Raw genomic sequence first — 16,584 nt, forward strand, 5'->3', positions numbered from 1 at the left:
GTTCGGCACTAGCCGTCTAAAGTTTGTTCACTGGTAGTTTCAGGAATACGTCGCCATTCTCATCCTCAGGCGGCATCTGACCCGCCCGCATATTGACTTGTAAAGAGGGCAGGATCAGCCGCGGCATGGCCAAAGTGGCATCGCGGGCGTCGCGCATTTCAACGAATTCCTCGATAGGTCGACCTTGCCCGATATGCACGTTCAAGGCTTTTTGCTCTTCAACAGTTGTTTCCCACGCAAACTCGTCCCGCCCAGGAGCTTTGTAGTCATGCCCGACAAAGATGCGTGTCGCATCCGGCAGTGAAAGGATCCTCTGGATCGAGTTGTACAAATCTCCGGACGATCCGCCGGGAAAGTCGCATCGCGCGGTGCCAAAATCCGGCATGAACAGCGTGTCTCCGACAAATGCCGCGTCGCCGATGACATAGGTCATGCAGGCGGGCGTATGCCCGGGGGTGTGCAAGACGTCCCCTCTCATTTGGCCGACATGAAATCCGTCGCCGTCGCGGAACAAGGCGTCGAACTGGCTACCATCGCGCTGAAACTCGGTACCCTCGTTGAAAATTTTCCCGAAAGTTTCCTGGATGGCGACGATTTGATCACCGATGCCAATCTTGCCTCCGAGTTTCTGCTGCAAATAGGGGGCTGCTGAAAGGTGGTCGGCATGGACATGGCTTTCCAGAATCCATTCGGTTCGCAACGAATTGGATTGGACATATCCGATGATCTCATCCGCAGATCGCGTATTGGTCCGGCCGGATGCGTGATCGAAATCCAGAACACTATCTATGATCGCGCAGGCATCGCCTTCAGGATCCTGAACCAGATAAGACACCGTGAATGTCTCGGCGTCAAAAAATGCTTTCACTTTGGGCGTCATGGTTTCCTCCGCCGGTTAGGTCTTAGTCATATATTAATAACGGAATGTGAAGCAATCAACATTTGGTGATTTGATGCCGGTCAAGGCAGAAGCGGCAAAGTTGGGCTAAAATTCTGGCATCCTGCGAAAGCGCGCCGATATTAGGGGGCGGTCGGGCGAATATTCGCGCGATAGAATAACAGAGTGATGTAAGTCTTAAAACCGTTACTAAATTATAGGTAACTGATGACATTTGGGAGGATGGATATGCCGAGAATCGATTTGTATTCCGAAGCCGAACAACTTGAGAAAAAACTGAAGGGCGCCAGTGTTGATACCCGCCTTGCCCTTCAGCCGAGTGTCACAAAGGTCATCGAGAAGATGCGTCTGCAGGGTGTTGAGGTTCCTGCGCGCCTGCGCCGTCTGGATGCGGCCCTGTGCGAGGACGTTATGGAAGCGCGTTTCGACAATCTGCCGGTTTGATAGCCGCAGTCAACCGAACGAGATTCCAAGTATAACCAGCATAAGACCTATCACCGACAAAAAGAGCGCGCCCATGTTCCAGGGCAGCACCCGTTGAACAACGGCGCGCAGTTCATCGTCAGACAGGCCGGATTTGCGCGCTTTCATTACGTGCAGAATGCACCAAACCAGCCCAGCCAGGCCGATAAGTGACAGGGCGGCACCGCCCCAGGTGATGAATTCGAACATCGTTTTCCATTTTTCAGCGTCTGACCTGAGCGCTTAACTGATCGCGCTGGCCCGCACAAGCGAGACTGGTTTTTTGCATGCTTGCGGCTTGGCTCGCACCGATGTATCCCGCTTGTTGCCCACCTTTTCAGCATGACAAACCAGCCTCTGGGAGAGACTTAGATGGAAGAGAATACCGAAGATCAGGCCGCCGCGAATTACCGTGTAACCGCGGGTGAGTTGCGCCAGTTCATCGAACGGATCGAGCGTCTGGATGCGGAAAAGAAAGATTTGGCGGAGCAACAAAAAGAAGTGATGGCCGAGGCAAAAGCGCGGGGCTACGACACCAAGGTCATGCGGAAAGTGATCGCATTGCGCAAACGTGACAAAGACGACATCGCCGAGGAAGAGGCGGTGTTGGAAATGTACAAGGAAGCGTTGGGAATGTAACGGCTGCTTTCCCGCTATAGACTCAAGGTTTTAGAACCTGCACTCCGGGCATGGACTCAAGTCGGTCCATGTCCTGCGCATATAATTCTGCAAACGCGTCGACGATTTCCATGCTCCAATCTGGCAGATCAAGCTCTTCTGTTGTGAGCTCGGTTTTGGCGTGTTCCTCCAAAACCGTGGCAAGGTCATCACGCAAATGTTCGTCCTGTTCCAGGCTTTGATCAATCAATGCCAGACCTTTGGATTTGCCTGAATCGTCTAGAAGTGACAGCAGTAAATCAAACTCATCAACCAGCGTGTTGTCCGAGGGAAGGGCCGCGATTGCACGGATTATATCTCCCCAGATCAGTGGTGCGTCCTCGTTGCTCCAGAGTGTGATTTTGACATTGGGTGCAAGATCTCTGATGTCCTCGACCATGCTGATCCAGCTGAGGCAGCTGATATCGGTACTTCGCATTTTGTCGAGGCGACTCTGTTCAGGTAGCGACATCAAAGCTTTGGGAATAAATCTGCCAGGGCTTAAAAAACCCATACAAAGCTCAATTTCGTGGTCAGGAAAGGACTTTTCAAGCAACTCCATTCGGCGTCCCGCATTTGGGTATAGCTGCCCGTCGTCCAGTGCATTTCCAACATCACCTGCAAAGCTGGCGCATGAGTAAATCAAACGATCGACCTTCGGAGCTGATCGCAACCCATCCCGGAGCATTTCCATTGCGGCACCGATTTCATCCTGGTTTTCAATGGCAGCAAAGGCGGGTTCGAAAATTTGTCGATATCGGCGCGGGCCAAATACGGATGCACCATTTTGATGCAACGCGCCGGTGTTGCGTTGAAGGGACCGCAATACGAGACCTTCATCGGTGAACGCAGCACCTGCGTGGATTGCAACCTGCATATTCGGTTTTTACCCTCGCGTTCGTGCACATTATCTGCTGGGTTACAGGCTGTACTCCGTACAGTCAAACTAGGCGGAGTAAAATCTCTGGGCCAGACCCAGTGCCATGAATACAGAAAATCGTTAAGCGGCGGCAAAATTCTGTCTTGAAGTCCGTAACGAGAGGCATTAATCGACACCAAGTGCCCCTATAGCTCAGCTGGTAGAGCAACTGATTTGTAATCAGTAGGTCCGCGGTTCGAGTCCGTGTGGGGGCACCACTATCATCATGTATATCTTTATATATCAATGAATTAGATGGAATCGTCGCTTTTCCTATGGACGTTTCTATGGACAGTTATCCCCCCGTGCCTCTTGTAAAGATATACTTGGCGTTCGATTGAGCATGTGACCAACGATTCCGTTGATGGCAGCTATGGCGAGGTTGCGGGCATACAGTACCTGTTTGACAGCTTGAAGCAGGTTGACCCTCTCGCGCCTTAAGTCGACTGCCAGCACCGCGCTCAGCGCAGCGATGACGTTATCCGAGGCATCACAGGGAATGTGTCTGGGCAGGGGCATCTGAGGAACTACAAGACGCGCCAGAGGGGTTGACTATCCTTAGGGAAGCGTTGGGCGCCATAGTGTATTGGTGAAAATGAATATCGGATTATACTGATTTAGCATTTTGAATTCCAACTTGTTTGATTGTGGAGACCGATATGACAGCAGATATTCCCAATGAAGTGATTGAAAAACTTCGGAAAGACATTCGAGCGGAGATGTCTAAGAAAGTTGCTGGATGGGCGATAGCGGGGGGCGCTGGTGTTGTTGTTCTAGCTGCACTTGGTGCTTGGACAGTCCTGAAACCGAGAATTGCTACTCAATTGGAAGTTGTTCCCAGATCAGAATTGACGACGCTGATACCCACTCACGATCAGATTAAGGAACTTGTGAACGCTGAACTGGAATCTCAAGTTCTTGCGGTAGAGTTTCCAGAGGGCGTGGTGGTGGCTTTCGACGGCGGAAGCTATGAGAAATCGTCGTCGAATCGCCTGAGTAGCGGATGCCCAGAAGGCTGGGTAAGGTTTGTTCAAGCCGATGGTCGGTTTATCTTAGGCTCGGATGCTTATCCCTCCGCAGGCGAGGACGGAACCTATGCTCTTCGTGTTGAAGGTGGGGAAGAAAGTGTTCGATTAACGGACGCCAAACAAATTCCCAGCCACACGCATTCAGCCAGCATCGCTTCGGGTAACAATGTTCTGCAGGCGAAGAACTTCAGCGGTGATAAAGCCACGGTGAATATACATGGGAGTGATCGGTCGATTGAGTTCTCGGGGCAACCAATCACCGTTTCAGTTGGCAATGTCGGCGGAGACATGCCGCACAACAACATGCCGCCATACGTAGCCCTATATTACTGCAAGAAAGGGTGAGCCTAATTGCTCGTCAAATGTGCCTAGGGGCGTGGTTACGCTGATCGCCCTTACAATCAATGCATGGTGCCTCAAGGTCCGCGTCAGCGAACCTTTCATTTTTCTTCCTACCAGTCATTTCCTCTTTTCCACCACGAATCACTTTGACCCGTTTTCGACGGAGGATTCGCGCTGTCAAGCATTTTCTGTTATTAAGGTGGGGGCAGTACCACTTTCCCCCAGAAAAATGAGGAAGCAGTGACCATCACGATTACACAAGAGGGCTACGCGCGCGCATGTGGCGTTGTCCGCAACACCGCGTGTGCGCGCCTCAAGAACGTTGCCCACGTTGGAAACGAGAGGCCGTTCCACTATGCCCTTCCGGCTGTGCTTCCGACCCTGACAGCGCGTGAACGCGCTGGTGGCGCTGTGCAACGACTGTTGGACGTCGCCACCGCGGACACCACTCTGTTCGTCGGCGATGACGTTATTTCCGTCTGTCGTGATTTCGAGAATTGGCTTGACCAAGACCAGAAGCAAAGGCTGGCGGGTTGCCAGGGGGCGTTCACTGCTGGCCTCTACAATTCTACAGCCAGCAGTGAGATTTGGCAGTTCATCGATGCGCTGCATCTGAAACTCTGCCTTCATCCGGGAATATGTCGCTTCATCGCGACTGGTGACGATGCGGATTTGCCAGACTTCACCCAGTTTGCTTTCGCGTTTTCGTTGGTGAACGCAAGACACTTCGAGCCAATCATGAGCAGTAATAGGGAGGCCGCGTAATGAGCGACCCAAACGACCAAAATATGGAAAATTTCAAAGCGATGATTGCCGCAGACGGCAATAGCCGGGACCGTTGGCTGGCCATCCGTGATCAAGCGACCACGGCTGCCCAGCAACTTGGTGTGGCCATCGAGTCTGATGATGACCTCATTGGCTTGCCGAGCGTGCGCCTTGCCGTGCTTGCATCGCACTACGATATGGATCAGATGCTTTCTGAGTTGAAGGCGCTTGAATCGATCAAGCAGCAACTTCATCAGCAAGAGCTTAGGGCAGCCATCGAGAACGGGCAGGAGTCCGCGATTGAAGCAATCAATAGGCTTAGCCCCGCAGAACGAATCTCAAAGGCGCGAGAACTCAAACTTGATACCAATCCGCCTACTAAGGCGGACGCAGCGCCCACGTCAGTGGCTGAAGAGGCGACACTGATCCGGCAGATTATGTCGCTCAACCCGGCTACCCGTATTTCACGTGCACGATCTCTTGGACTTCTGAAATGACCGAGCTTGAAAGCACCATAAGCGCCATTCGACAAGCCGGTGGACCAGTTACACAGCACTTCGTGAGGGTAGGTGGAAACTACTTTTGCCGCCTGAATAGCATCTCCATCAGCGCCGCTCAGTATGCAGTATTGGTGTCGCGCGTTCTGAGGCGCGCGAAGAGCGGAGGCACTAATGGGCTTCTTTGACGATTTCACTGCGGGTGCACCTCGCCTGTCGAAAGCTCAGAAGGAGCGCAAAAGAGACCGGGACGCTAAAATCCGGGTCGCTTTGGAAAAGCGCGAGAACTGGACGCGTGATCAATTCAAAGAAGAGGAAGCGCGTCTTGCCGAAGAAATTGCGAACTGGTCTCACAGCCGCGCAGCGTGACGCCATGGGCAGGCGTGCCATGAAAATCACGCTTACCCGTGCTCTGCTTTGGCATGCTGAGCGCATGCGGCTGGGTGAGAAGCGGTTCAAGGCCTCACTTCATGAAATAGAGTGCCGGGTATCGGAAATCTTGGCCGTAAAATTCTCCAAAATATAGAGTCACAGCTTGCACGCGTTTCCCCGAGCGGCGTGCAAGTGATCGCGCCCCGGCGTCATCGGGAGGCCGGGGCGCACAGACAACCTCCAAACAAAACGAGATACAGAAAATGAACTATGCAGAGCGTACAAAGCTCCGGCGCGAAGTGGTACGCCTCATCCGTAGCAATACCTTCGCTCAAGATGCCGACACAGGACGTGGTGCGTATAGAGTGCCGCAAAACGTCGCCAAGAAGATTGAAGATATTGTAGACGGCGATTCCGCACGGCTCATCGACAGTGATTTCGCTGAAATCATGCAAGATTCCGGGTTCCATCGTGACGTCACCGGAGACCCCCGGCGGAAGCCCGGTCAGTGGGTTACTGGTGGGCGAACGATTCACGGCAGTGAAGAGATTACGGACTGGGTTCCAAACGCGAGATTCTGGAGTCTGCTGCGCGCCATCGTGACGACTTATAGACCGGCAATGACACTTGATTGCTAAGGTCGCATCTCCATGCGCGGTTAAATTAGTCGATTACAGAAAAAGACTGTTTCATAATTGAGGTCAATCCCTGCGCCTGAACACTTGAGTGTTGTGCGGTTGCATCGATTCTTGCTCCACTGCTCGCCTAAAAGTTTACTTCAAGTGAAGTTTGATTGTGCATGCATGTCTAAATCTAACTTCAAGTAAACTATTGATATTAAACAGTAAAAATAGCAGCATCATTGCGTCTAACTGTAGATCGTAGTATTCAGTCGTCGTGTCCTGACGATGCAAATAACAATCATAGGAAGAGTTGGTATGAACGAGAACGGAAAGAAACTGGTGCAAGTGACTGACCAAATTGCGCAGGCGGGACTGATGCCGCTGACGCGGGACAACACCGCGAGGCTGACCCGGTTGAGGGATGAGCTGACCGTCATTCTGGAGCAGGCGACTCAATAAATTTGGCAGGCCCCGTTAGGGGCCACCAAGCAACTGCAACTAAAAAATGGAGATATCGAGCAAATGAAAGAAAACCTGTCTGCAACAATTGAGATGGAGGACGACAACCCATTCACGCTGGGTGGTCAAAATGTACCTGAACCCGAACTGGAAGACGCTATTGCCCGCGAAGATAATGTTGTACCGATGCCGGTTCGGATGGCTCCCCGCGACAGGTTGCCCCGCAAGCACTTTTTCGGCGGTCCGCACAAGTTCAGCCCGTATCACACCAAGAGGGCTGAGACCGCGCGCCAGCGGGCTGAACAACTGGTCTTTGATGGATTGGTGGAAGCACGCCAGACGCTTATTGCCGCTGGGCTGAGGCGTGTTCACGAATACTACGCGGATGTTGCTGACCATAATGCAATGACGCTGGCATATGCGCTTTGGTATGCGGAACTGGGATGGCCTGTTGTTGATGCATACGGCTTCTACGCCACCGGAGAGTCCGCCGGAAAGAGGCAGCAGGACGGCAAGGTACCTCTTGGTGCTGGATGGCAGAACCGCGCGACTACGTCACATGCCGCCATCGTTGCCGCATGGTCTGGTGACGGGGAGTATCCGCCGAACGACAAGGGGGAGGTATTCGATTTCAAAAGGCCGAAATTTCCCCGGAACGTCTCATTTGTAATCCCACAAGGGTACTGGGTTCTGGACGTGGACGACAAAGGCGAACTGGCTCGGTTGGAAGAGGAATTGGGGCCGTTGCCGGTGACTGTCCGGTCAATCAGCGGGTCGGGCGGCGATCACATCGTATTCAAGACCGATCTTGATATTCGCAATACAGCTTCCATTGTTGCCAACAAGATTGATGTCCGTGGCTTCGGTGGCCAGATCATTGTTGAACCCTCATTGCATAAGACGGGCGGATTCTATCGCTGGGCCGACGGCTGCGCACCGTGGGAACGCGAAGTGGTACATGCACCGGAGGCTTGGGAACAAGAGGCGTTCAATGCGACCAAGTCACGGCAGGATGAGACAAAGCGCAATGCCTCCACCAAGACCAAAGACAAGACAGGGCAAGATAGTAAGTCAAACGCATCCCGCGTCAGCGGGGGGAGTGGTGTCAGTGGATTTGAGAACATCCTTTCCACCATCGGCGACCACGAGGACGGCAGCGGTTTCGATGGTCCGATTCTGAGCGCGGCGAATTCGTGGTTCTCCTCTCATGGTCCGGACGCTGACGCGTCAGCGTTGTTGGACACCTTGACGGAAACCATCCTTGCCGCCCATTGCGCTGATGACCGGGCGGGTACCCGGTACGCCACGGATGATTACCTTGAAGGCCGGATTGAACAGGCCCGCCAATTCATCGCCGAGCAGAAGGTTGTCGATGAGGACGCGGGCCAGGACTTCGAATCCCGCGCAGAAGAATTCGATACATCCTCGTCAGAGGAAGACATTCGGGAATACTTCAAGGAGATGCACAAAGCAGGCGTGGACCTCGCTGTGCGGGGCAACGTCAACGCGGTGATCGTCAAGAACACCAATTTTGGAAAACGTAATCTGAATAAGTTCTGGGCCGATCTGGACAAGGAACAGAAGAAAGAAAAGCGAACCGAAAGAGGACCGAGTATCGATCTGGGTGAGACCGGTTATCGCGACCAATGCAATACCGCTGCGGACATCATGGCGGATCAAGGTGACGCGCCGTCTCTGTTTCACAGTAACGGACGCATCGCAGAAATCCGGGAAGACGAACAGGGCGTTGATAAGATCGAAGAAGTGAAAAAGGACAGGTTCAAGGCTCGGATGGAAGACCGGATCGACTTCTACGGGGAAGATAAGTCAGTGGAGGCTCCCAACGGCGTCGTAAACAACGTGTTCCACCGGGATAAAACAGTGTACCCGCCGCTTCACAATATCATTCGTGCGCCTGCGTTCGATCCTGACATGCGGCTGATTACGGAACCGGGATACCATCCTAGTGGCGTGGTTTATCGGCCAATTGCAGGAGTGGATGTCCCGCGCGTTAGCGCGTGCCCGACCGAGGAAGAAGTTAAGGCGGCGGTGGACGGTCTGGTGGATGTGCTGGGCGATTTCATGCTTGATGCCATGTCCCGCGAAGAACTGGAGTCAGCCATAAAAAATGGCGAACCCGTACCGTCCTTCTGTCATGCGCTTTCAGCGGGTCTGACGCCGCTGTGCCGTGCGTTTATTGCAGGGGCGACGCCGGGGCATCTTGGCCGCAAGATGAAGCCGCGCACGGGCGCTACCAAGCTCCTTAGCAGCGTGTCCTACATGGCGACCCTGTCATACGCTATGCCGCAGTCCTTGCCGGACAATAAGGCGGAAGTGCAAAAGACTGTCGTTGCTTCACTGGATTCGGGCCAGCAGTTTACGTTTTTCGACAATTTGAGCGATGACGGGAAGGTGGATTTCGGTGAACTGGCATCGGCAATGACGGCATGGCCCCGCTACACCGGGCGGCGGCTGGGCGTTACTGGGTTGGTGGATGCAAAGGTAAATACGACTTGGCTCTTCACCGGCAACAAGACCGTTCTTTCCCCCGAACTGGCGGCTCGTGTATTGTTGATTGTTCTGGACCCTCAGGTGGAAAATCCAGAGGACCGGACGGGCTTTAAATACGATCACGATACACACGTCGCAGCAAATGCCGGGACGTATCTGCATTGCTTTCTTACCATCGTTCAGAACTGGATCGCGAAGGGGGGTAAGGAATGGAGTGGCAAGCCGCTTGGGGGCTTTGAGCGTCATTCGGCGATCATTGGCGGTATTCTTGAGTCTGCGGGCATCATGGGTTTCCTTGAAAACCGGGATGTGCTTCGCAGCACCGTTAATACTGCGGCACCGGAAGACGAGTTGATGGACGCATTGATCGAATTGCTTCATGGCACCCCCGAGACCATGGACGGAACCCTGTTCCGGGTCTGGGGCACAGAAGCGCCGCCGCAGTTTGAAGGCACGGGAACAGAGCGAAAGGACCACCCTTTCGCGAAACACCGTGTCATTTCGATCAAGGATACCTTGAAAGCGGAATCCATCGCCCTCAAGGGAACGGGTTATGCCCATACAGAGGATGGCGGGGTGATCTACCCTGACAAAGCTAAGTCAGCGCTGCGCCAATTCATTGCGTCAATGGTCGGCAGCGTCCGCGAACTGGGAGCGGATCGCGAAGAAGATAAGCGGAAACAGGGGCGCTACATCCTCGAAAAGGCCGATACTGATCGCAACAGCATTCTGTACCGGATCAAACGGAAGGATTTGTTGTCGGGTTGAGGCGCGTCAGCGCTTTGTTGTCGGGCTGTGGTAAGTATGTGGCAGGTTCCGATTTCCCGTCTCCGCTCTCATTGCGAGAAATGTGTGGTGACGGGTGGCTCAGCCCTACCACATACTTACCACACACCTTACCGCAGACATTTACCTCATGTTTTAAAGGGGTTTTAGGCCCTTTACAGATGACTCTGTGGTAGGTGGTAGGTTTTCTTGATAGATTTTCATGAGATATTTTATTTTTCGGGAATTAAGACGGTTTCGACCCTCTACACCTACCTTCGCGGTGGAATCGAAAAAAATAGTGCTCTGGGCGATGAGACACCAGAAAACCTACCACCTACCACACACCCCCGCGTTAGCGGTTCCGTTGATCGCGGCTCTTTTTTCACGGAGCATATTAGAGAGCGCCATAGGTACCAGCGCAACGTCGCCCGTAACATTCCTGCCCAACTCCACATCTTATTGACGCACCTCCATCGATGAGATGGACAAGAGTCACATCTTGGCTACTATCGCTGTAAAAATGGAGGTGCCAAAAATGGCTGAGAGCATACAGACAGAAGAACAAATATTTACAATAGGCTACGAGAAATCCACCATTGACGATTTCGTCAGCCGCTTGGCCGATGCAGAAATTGAGGTACTAGTAGATGTGAGGGAACTACCTTTGTCGCGCAAGAAGGGTTTCTCGAAGAAAGGACTCAACGCTGCTGTCAAAGAAGCCGGTATAGACTACCTTCATGTCAAGGCCTTAGGCGACCCCAAGCCCGGAAGAGAGGCTGCGCGTGCTGGCAACCACGCCCTGTTCGTAGAGATTTTCACGCAACACATGGAAGGCGAAGGCGCACAGGCGGCCCTGACCGAACTTGCTGATGCCGTGAAGGGCAAGCGGGTCTGCCTGACCTGCTTTGAGCGCCACCATGAAGGCTGTCACCGCAAAATTGTCGCGGAGCGTTTGTCTGCGATTGTCGGTGCGCCCATCGAACATATCGCCGTGAATTGATCCTTGAGCGACTGGCAAGACCCTGTAGAAGTCTGCGTAATCGTGAAAGCTGCCCCGGAAACGGGGCAGACTCACGGCGAAACCGTCTGTGTTGCCGGTATCGACATCTACGGGAATTGGCATCGGCTCTACCCGATGCCATTCAAGCTTCTGAACAATGCTCAGCGCTTCAACCGCTGGGACATCATCCGCACACGTTGGCGCAGCGCAGCTCCCAAAGATACGCGCTCCGAAAGCAAGCGCGTAGATCACGAGTCCCTCGTGAAGGTCCGTGAGGTCAAGAAATCGGAGCGGCATGAATTCGCGCGGCGCGCAATCGTTGAAAGCCTCGCGGAAGAGAAGGCCAAAGGCAGATCATTTGCCCTCATTCGCCCCGAAAACCCAGAATTCATCATTCGCCCGCTGAGCGATGCAGCAAAGACAAAGAACCAAAGACGCCGCGACACGCTTCTGAGTCAGACAGATATGTTCTCAGGCGATAGCACTGTCCTGACACCCGATGTTGCCCCGTATTCGTTTCACTATCGCTTCCAACATGAAGGCAAAACCCTGACCCATACGTGTATCGACTGGGAAACAGAGCGCACATTCTTCAAGTGGCGCGACCAGTATGGCGAAGGCGATACCTTGCGCATGATGCGCGAAAAGTGGGGGCAGGATATGCCCGAACGCGGTGTCGCCTTTGCTATGGGAACGCACCGCGTGACCAAATTCAACAAGTGGCTTCTGTCTGGCGTGATCCGGGTGGACCGTTCAGCGCAGGCCAGCCTGATCTGACGTCATTCCGGACATTTTGATGATCGGTTTCCCTTGTTGTATTCGGGCTGAGTCTCAACACCTTTGAAAACCCCTTCCGGTCGCCCTCGACATCTCTGGTGCAAACCCATTTAGGGGCATCGCTGTTGCTCGAAAATTAACCGTCCAAGCGGTCGAAAACATCCACCCGAAAACAATCAACTTCCATCTAATATATTGAAAAGACTCGCGAATCATGCTCTACGCTGATACAAAATGGCGTGTCATTTGATAGGCCATTTTGGAAAGGGAGCGCGCCGATGAAGGTTGTTAGCTATATCCGGGTATCGACAGTGAGACAGGGGGCATCTGGACTGGGCCTTGCAGGGCAGACCACTGCGATTGAAGCCTATGCCACTGCTAACGCGGCTCATATCGTCGGTGCGTTTACCGAAGTGGAGTCTGGGCGCAGGAATGACCGTCCTGAGCTTGCCAAGGCAATGAAATTGGCGCGCGTGACAGGGGCGACATTGGTCATTGCACGCCTTGACCGTCTGTCCCGTTCGGCTGCTTTTCTCCTTAGTTTACAAGAGTCCGGCGTTGATTTTGTCTGCTGTGACAACCCTCACGCAACGCCGCTGACCATAGGTGTTCTTGCACTGGTTGCTCAGACCGAAGCTGAGGCGATCAGCGCGCGCATTAAGGCTGCATTGCAGGCGACAAAGGCCAAGGGAACCAAACTTGGCAATCCCAATGGAGCAGCCGCTCTGCGCCGTGCTGGTAAGGGAAACACGGCATCTGTACAGGTCATGAAAAACCGCGCTACTGTACGCGCCAACGACCTAGCAGAAGTTCTGGAAGACCTAGAAGCCAACGGTTTCAGAACCCTGAATCAACAGGCAATTGAACTGAACAAACGAGGCATCAGGACCGCACGTGGTGGACGGTGGCACCCGTCCAGTGTTTCCAATCTACGCAAGCGATTGGCCAAAGGGGCTTAACACCACGTAGGACTGCTGCACCGCCGCGTTAGCGGCTTGAAATCGGTGACAAATTCCGTTGACCGCGCAACACCGCAACGCATCCTAACATATTGTAAATAAAAGAAAAATGGGGACCCGCCTCGGGGGTACCTGTATACCCCATGACTCGGACCAGCGACCACGCACATACCCTAGGAGTCCTCGCCAAAAATTGTTTACAACAACGGATTGCACCCCGGTTCACAAATAGGGGTCCCACGGCTTCCGGCTCATGCGTCGTTCGCATCGCGATATGGCCTCAATAATTTTCAATTTTTCCCGAAATTTAGTTCACATGTTAAGTTGACCCGTTTTGGCCCACTTTTTAGGGATTTGCGACCCATTGTGTTAAATTGAGGCATTCGAAACGGGGTTCTCCTCCCTTCGATGTTGCCAACTTCGGCTGGGTGTTTCTTCACGTGTGTGGGCGAGAAGAACACCCAGCCCACTTTTCCACACAAAATGGATGTTGAGGCCAGATGGCGGATATCGACTGGACGATATTCTGGTGCGTTGCCGTCTGAAACCTTCATTCACGCCAAAGAAAGAAGCGGCACATTTTCACTTGCCCGCGACTGTGACGACAAGGCCTTGATGCAGGTGGCTATACGCTCATTGGACCGGAGAACAGCTTCCCGCATTCGTCGCAAGAACGGCCCTTGACGCCAGCATTCCTATGGACCTTTCGGCGCTCGCCCTACTGGCTGGAACCCGTCCCTTGATATAAGCTTGATTCAATTAGATTACTTTAGTTGGAGAATTAGTTGAATCAGGTTATTGAACTTCCGCGCCAAACGGACGGATCAGGTTTTTACCTACATTTTTCGGGCGGTTTCCGTGCTGCCAACGTCGCCGAAGATGTTTGGAGAATTGAACCAGTCTTTATCAACGGAAAAGCCTGTGCAACAGGCCCTTTGACGATGGCGCAACTTCAAACACTCACAACACAGAATGGGTTCCGTGCAATCGCGTTCCAGCGTATGAGTTGGATGGATGGCGTATACCATTCGGCGTGGGCACCGATTATTCCTGAAAAGGCCAACCACTCAGAAGGTCCCGCAGAGCTTTGGAGCCACATTGCGGGCAATATTGCCCGCCCCCGTACAAAAGAGTTTTTCGCGTCCGTTGAACGGCCCGCGGAAGAAGAAATTACGAAAACTATGGACGATCAAGAGCCGGTGGAAGCTCTCGCGAGGTATATCAGTCTGAGTTTGCGGAGTATGGATATCAGCGTGGAGCAGATTGCGGAGCACTACCACGAGCAACTTGTAAACCATATGACCGCTGGAAACGTCGATGGTCAAAGGTCTGCCAACACTCTGTCGCAGACGCTATATGCTCACGTTCACTCGTTCTACCTGCATCTTGGAGCTACACGTGATTACCTTGGTGCGTTAATCGCCCAGCGGATCGGCTTCGATCATACCAAAATTGACTCGATGGCACGCCTCGTCGGGAAACTCCAACAGGCAAATATGCCGAACGACTCCTTGTTGGACCTCTTGATTACAAGTGGTGATATTGCTGTGCATCCTGAGAAACCCGGCAAGTTCGCAGTTTCTGGCTGGATGAAGGAAGTGACCTCCATCAGAAACGAATTAGTGCACAAACGCCCTTACGGGTCCAAATCCAACGAAAGATGGGGTTGGGTGACTCCTACGCAGAAAGAAGCCGGATTGTACCGCTACTTCCGCCCGCTGGATGTGAACGGCAATGCGAAGCAGGATTTGTTTGACGTGCTGCACCATCACTATGCCCGATGCACTGACCTACTACACAAGGCTGCAAAGGCGTCTGGGAACGATACCGCAATGATGCACATCACGGACGAAGATGTGATTTCCCTTGAGATTATAGATCCGTAGGGGATTCTCCACCGTAATTCCTCGACATATCGACCACGGTTTAAGAAGTTGGATCACCCGTCGGAATATTTACTTGCAAAGGCTATATGGGTACGCTTCACCAACATGATCAAAGTTAGAAAAAAATGCGATACAACCCATGCAATAACAGCGCCCTCAACTTCCATCGATGCATTGACAATCATCAATGTCAGAAATGCAACCAAGGACGCGCACGACAATAAGATTAAGTAGGAAACATTGAAGTTCACATCTGAGAAAAATTTCTTTTCTCGTGTAAATCTAGCCTCTTCTAATGCATCGCTTGTCTCGTCGCCGGTGATTTTTGGGTTTTTCGGGGACAGTCCGTAGAGCGCAATCTGCGCACTGAAAAGGAGTGCCCCAAATACAGAGAAAATCGCAATTAGAGCGGTTTCAATGCCATCTGGAAGACGAAATGGGTGCAAGAAATATAGTGCGGAAAGAGCAATAGGCAGAACGTAGAAAAGTGCGAAGTCAAACCAAGAAAACTTACCAGTTCTGTCATCATACAATGTTGAAAGGTGATCTTTCAAAATTATGAAGACGTTGATTTTAAGCATTCTTACCCCGCAACAATATCATTGAAGATATTCTTCACTTCCAAGCCGATTGAATTAAGTATTGGAATGCCGTTCACACATTGAACATCATCGGTAAGATCAAATTTGCCAGTATTCTGACTCATTCCGATAAGGACCACTTTGCGGCGCTTCCCTCCAATCATTACCTCTGCTGTAGCTTCGTCAAAATTCGTATTTTTGTAGCTCAGTACATCTTTTTCACCACTGGATTTTATTCGATCTGTGAAGCTCCCCAATATGCCGAGATTAGAACGGCGTTTAGCGCTGAACGCTACGTTTAGGTCAATCAATTCGTCGGTTGTTCCCAATTGATTTTCGGCAGCATCACTTGAGTAGTCATGCTTAATCAAGTTTAGCCGCTTAACTTCTGCTGTCTTATATGAAGCTAGCTGAACTGGGGCCACAGGAGTAAATATCACGCGAAAGCCATCGTTGGTTTGGCGAAACGTAGATTCAAGAGCCGATTGAAAACGCCCGACGCACGACCGCTGTCCAAAAGTCTGCAAACCGAGCAGCGCATAATCCCCTTTTTGAGGAACCCACAGCCGATAGTAGAGAGGAATGACCTCCATATCGGTAACTTTTCGCGTATATTGCGTAACCCGACTATTCCGATCCACAATATCAGCAGTGTATCCAGTATTTCCATACATTATCCTGCCATCAAAAGTTTGGCCATTCGAGGGCGATGAATCAAGGTACCAAGCGCGAGCAATGCCAGAAGTGGGGTCGATAGGCGTTTGGTGATGGGTGATAAAATTTGGGCTGAATTTCGCGAGCCTTGCGCCATCCCCAGAAGTGTCCAGCCGGATTTTCTTTGGCACGCGTTTCTTATGCAAAGTAATCGCGTAGACGTGAAGGCCTATGCTGTTGTCCAATGTCGTTTCCTCGAAATAAATACATTGAACACTTGCTCCAACAATACGGGAACGTCAACCTAAACGGGTTGACCTCAAGAAATCATCTGGCTCTTCGCGATCTCCGTTCACTTTTCCCTTACGGTAGTAGCAGGGTGCGACTTTGCATACTTGCTTGACACAAACTTTCCGCTCTTCGCGC

General features: G+C 52.3%; 18 protein-coding genes and 1 tRNA gene. 14 read left to right on the top strand and 5 right to left on the bottom strand.

The annotated features are described in order from the left end of the window. Positions 1-16: 16 nt before the first annotated feature. The gene (locus tag AC2FLE_RS15430) at positions 17-880 is read right to left on the bottom strand and encodes an MBL fold metallo-hydrolase (RefSeq protein WP_282022110.1); all 864 of its coding nucleotides are present in this window, start codon (positions 878-880) and stop codon (positions 17-19) included. 246 nt (positions 881-1,126) lie between these two features. On the opposite strand from AC2FLE_RS15430, the gene AC2FLE_RS15435 reads away from it, so the two are divergent. After that, entirely contained in the window at positions 1,127-1,342 is a 216-nt protein-coding gene (locus AC2FLE_RS15435) for a hypothetical protein (protein WP_142638155.1), read from the top strand. Between the two features lie 9 nt (positions 1,343-1,351). Here the strand turns inward: AC2FLE_RS15435 and AC2FLE_RS15440 are convergent, their stop codons facing one another. After that, complete coding sequence (locus AC2FLE_RS15440) at positions 1,352-1,570, bottom strand: carboxymuconolactone decarboxylase family protein (RefSeq protein WP_142638212.1); 219 nt, start codon at positions 1,568-1,570, stop codon at positions 1,352-1,354. 162 nt (positions 1,571-1,732) lie between these two features. Here AC2FLE_RS15440 and AC2FLE_RS15445 point away from each other — a divergent pair, with 162 nt between their 5' ends. Next, positions 1,733-1,999, top strand: coding sequence for a DUF2312 domain-containing protein (locus AC2FLE_RS15445; protein WP_142638157.1), 267 nt, complete (start codon positions 1,733-1,735; stop codon positions 1,997-1,999). Between the two features lie 22 nt (positions 2,000-2,021). Here the strand turns inward: AC2FLE_RS15445 and AC2FLE_RS15450 are convergent, their stop codons facing one another. Continuing rightward, positions 2,022-2,579 carry a hypothetical protein gene (locus AC2FLE_RS15450; RefSeq protein ID WP_282022109.1) on the bottom strand — a complete coding sequence of 186 codons (558 nt, stop codon included), beginning with the start codon at positions 2,577-2,579 and terminating at the stop codon, positions 2,022-2,024. 499 nt (positions 2,580-3,078) lie between these two features. Here AC2FLE_RS15450 and AC2FLE_RS15455 point away from each other — a divergent pair. The 12 genes from AC2FLE_RS15455 (at position 3,079) to AC2FLE_RS15510 (ending at position 14,923) form a co-directional block, all read left to right on the top strand. Next, a tRNA-Thr gene (locus tag AC2FLE_RS15455) sits at positions 3,079-3,154 on the top strand. Between the two features lie 441 nt (positions 3,155-3,595). Beyond that, positions 3,596-4,309 (top strand): hypothetical protein, encoded by a 714-nt coding sequence (locus tag AC2FLE_RS15460; protein ID WP_496698105.1) that lies wholly within the window; start codon positions 3,596-3,598, stop codon positions 4,307-4,309. 237 nt (positions 4,310-4,546) lie between these two features. Continuing rightward, positions 4,547-5,071, top strand: coding sequence for a hypothetical protein (locus AC2FLE_RS15465; protein ID WP_496698107.1), 525 nt, complete (start codon positions 4,547-4,549; stop codon positions 5,069-5,071). Then, a complete protein-coding gene (locus AC2FLE_RS15470; protein ID WP_496698108.1) occupies positions 5,071-5,568 on the top strand; it encodes a hypothetical protein in 498 nt (165 codons plus the stop codon). Before AC2FLE_RS15465 ends, AC2FLE_RS15470 begins: the two co-directional genes overlap by 1 nt. Before the next feature lie 174 nt (positions 5,569-5,742). Continuing rightward, on the top strand, positions 5,743-5,937 hold the full coding sequence (locus tag AC2FLE_RS15475) for a hypothetical protein (protein WP_496698109.1): 195 nt from the start codon (positions 5,743-5,745) through the stop codon (positions 5,935-5,937). 266 nt (positions 5,938-6,203) lie between these two features. After that, positions 6,204-6,578: a hypothetical protein gene (locus tag AC2FLE_RS15480; RefSeq protein WP_496698110.1), complete on the top strand. Its 375-nt coding sequence runs from the start codon at positions 6,204-6,206 to the stop codon at positions 6,576-6,578. Between the two features lie 300 nt (positions 6,579-6,878). Next, entirely contained in the window at positions 6,879-7,022 is a 144-nt protein-coding gene (locus AC2FLE_RS15485) for a hypothetical protein (RefSeq protein ID WP_496698111.1), read from the top strand. Between the two features lie 63 nt (positions 7,023-7,085). Further along, positions 7,086-10,301 carry a bifunctional DNA primase/polymerase gene (locus tag AC2FLE_RS15490; RefSeq protein WP_496698112.1) on the top strand — a complete coding sequence of 1,072 codons (3,216 nt, stop codon included), beginning with the start codon at positions 7,086-7,088 and terminating at the stop codon, positions 10,299-10,301. 499 nt (positions 10,302-10,800) lie between these two features. Continuing rightward, positions 10,801-11,301 (top strand): DUF488 domain-containing protein, encoded by a 501-nt coding sequence (locus AC2FLE_RS15495; RefSeq protein WP_496698114.1) that lies wholly within the window; start codon positions 10,801-10,803, stop codon positions 11,299-11,301. A 3-nt stretch (positions 11,302-11,304) separates the two neighbouring features. Then, positions 11,305-12,078 carry a DUF8758 domain-containing protein gene (locus tag AC2FLE_RS15500; RefSeq protein ID WP_496698115.1) on the top strand — a complete coding sequence of 258 codons (774 nt, stop codon included), beginning with the start codon at positions 11,305-11,307 and terminating at the stop codon, positions 12,076-12,078. A gap of 278 nt (positions 12,079-12,356) precedes the next feature. Further along, a complete protein-coding gene (locus AC2FLE_RS15505) occupies positions 12,357-13,037 on the top strand; it encodes a recombinase family protein (protein WP_496698117.1) in 681 nt (226 codons plus the stop codon). Between the two features lie 785 nt (positions 13,038-13,822). After that, entirely contained in the window at positions 13,823-14,923 is a 1,101-nt protein-coding gene (locus AC2FLE_RS15510; protein ID WP_496698118.1) for a hypothetical protein, read from the top strand. A gap of 53 nt (positions 14,924-14,976) precedes the next feature. Here the strand turns inward: AC2FLE_RS15510 and AC2FLE_RS15515 are convergent, their stop codons facing one another. After that, the gene (locus AC2FLE_RS15515; RefSeq protein ID WP_496698120.1) at positions 14,977-15,504 is read right to left on the bottom strand and encodes a hypothetical protein; all 528 of its coding nucleotides are present in this window, start codon (positions 15,502-15,504) and stop codon (positions 14,977-14,979) included. Positions 15,505-15,506: 2 nt separating this feature from the next. Then, on the bottom strand, positions 15,507-16,403 hold the full coding sequence (locus tag AC2FLE_RS15520) for a hypothetical protein (protein ID WP_496698122.1): 897 nt from the start codon (positions 16,401-16,403) through the stop codon (positions 15,507-15,509). Positions 16,404-16,584 lie beyond the last annotated feature (181 nt).

The sequence above is a fragment of the Ruegeria sp. CDSA077 genome (assembly GCF_059612265.1).

Bases quoted from the DNA above. Each gene is read 5' to 3' on its own strand.
- AC2FLE_RS15485 (WP_496698111.1), top strand. From the start codon at position 6,879: ATGAACGAGAACGGAAAGAAACTGGTGCAAGTGACTGACCAAATTGCG.
- AC2FLE_RS15475 (WP_496698109.1), top strand. From the start codon at position 5,743: ATGGGCTTCTTTGACGATTTCACTGCGGGTGCACCTCGCCTGTCGAAA.
- AC2FLE_RS15445 (WP_142638157.1), top strand. From the start codon at position 1,733: ATGGAAGAGAATACCGAAGATCAGGCCGCCGCGAATTACCGTGTAACC.
- AC2FLE_RS15440 (WP_142638212.1), bottom strand. From the start codon at position 1,570: ATGTTCGAATTCATCACCTGGGGCGGTGCCGCCCTGTCACTTATCGGC.
- AC2FLE_RS15480 (WP_496698110.1), top strand. From the start codon at position 6,204: ATGAACTATGCAGAGCGTACAAAGCTCCGGCGCGAAGTGGTACGCCTC.
- AC2FLE_RS15470 (WP_496698108.1), top strand. From the start codon at position 5,071: ATGAGCGACCCAAACGACCAAAATATGGAAAATTTCAAAGCGATGATT.
- AC2FLE_RS15450 (WP_282022109.1), bottom strand. From the start codon at position 2,579: ATGGAGTTGCTTGAAAAGTCCTTTCCTGACCACGAAATTGAGCTTTGT.
- AC2FLE_RS15515 (WP_496698120.1), bottom strand. From the start codon at position 15,504: ATGCTTAAAATCAACGTCTTCATAATTTTGAAAGATCACCTTTCAACA.
- AC2FLE_RS15460 (WP_496698105.1), top strand. From the start codon at position 3,596: ATGACAGCAGATATTCCCAATGAAGTGATTGAAAAACTTCGGAAAGAC.
- AC2FLE_RS15505 (WP_496698117.1), top strand. From the start codon at position 12,357: ATGAAGGTTGTTAGCTATATCCGGGTATCGACAGTGAGACAGGGGGCA.
- AC2FLE_RS15490 (WP_496698112.1), top strand. From the start codon at position 7,086: ATGAAAGAAAACCTGTCTGCAACAATTGAGATGGAGGACGACAACCCA.
- AC2FLE_RS15430 (WP_282022110.1), bottom strand. From the start codon at position 880: ATGACGCCCAAAGTGAAAGCATTTTTTGACGCCGAGACATTCACGGTG.
- AC2FLE_RS15435 (WP_142638155.1), top strand. From the start codon at position 1,127: ATGCCGAGAATCGATTTGTATTCCGAAGCCGAACAACTTGAGAAAAAA.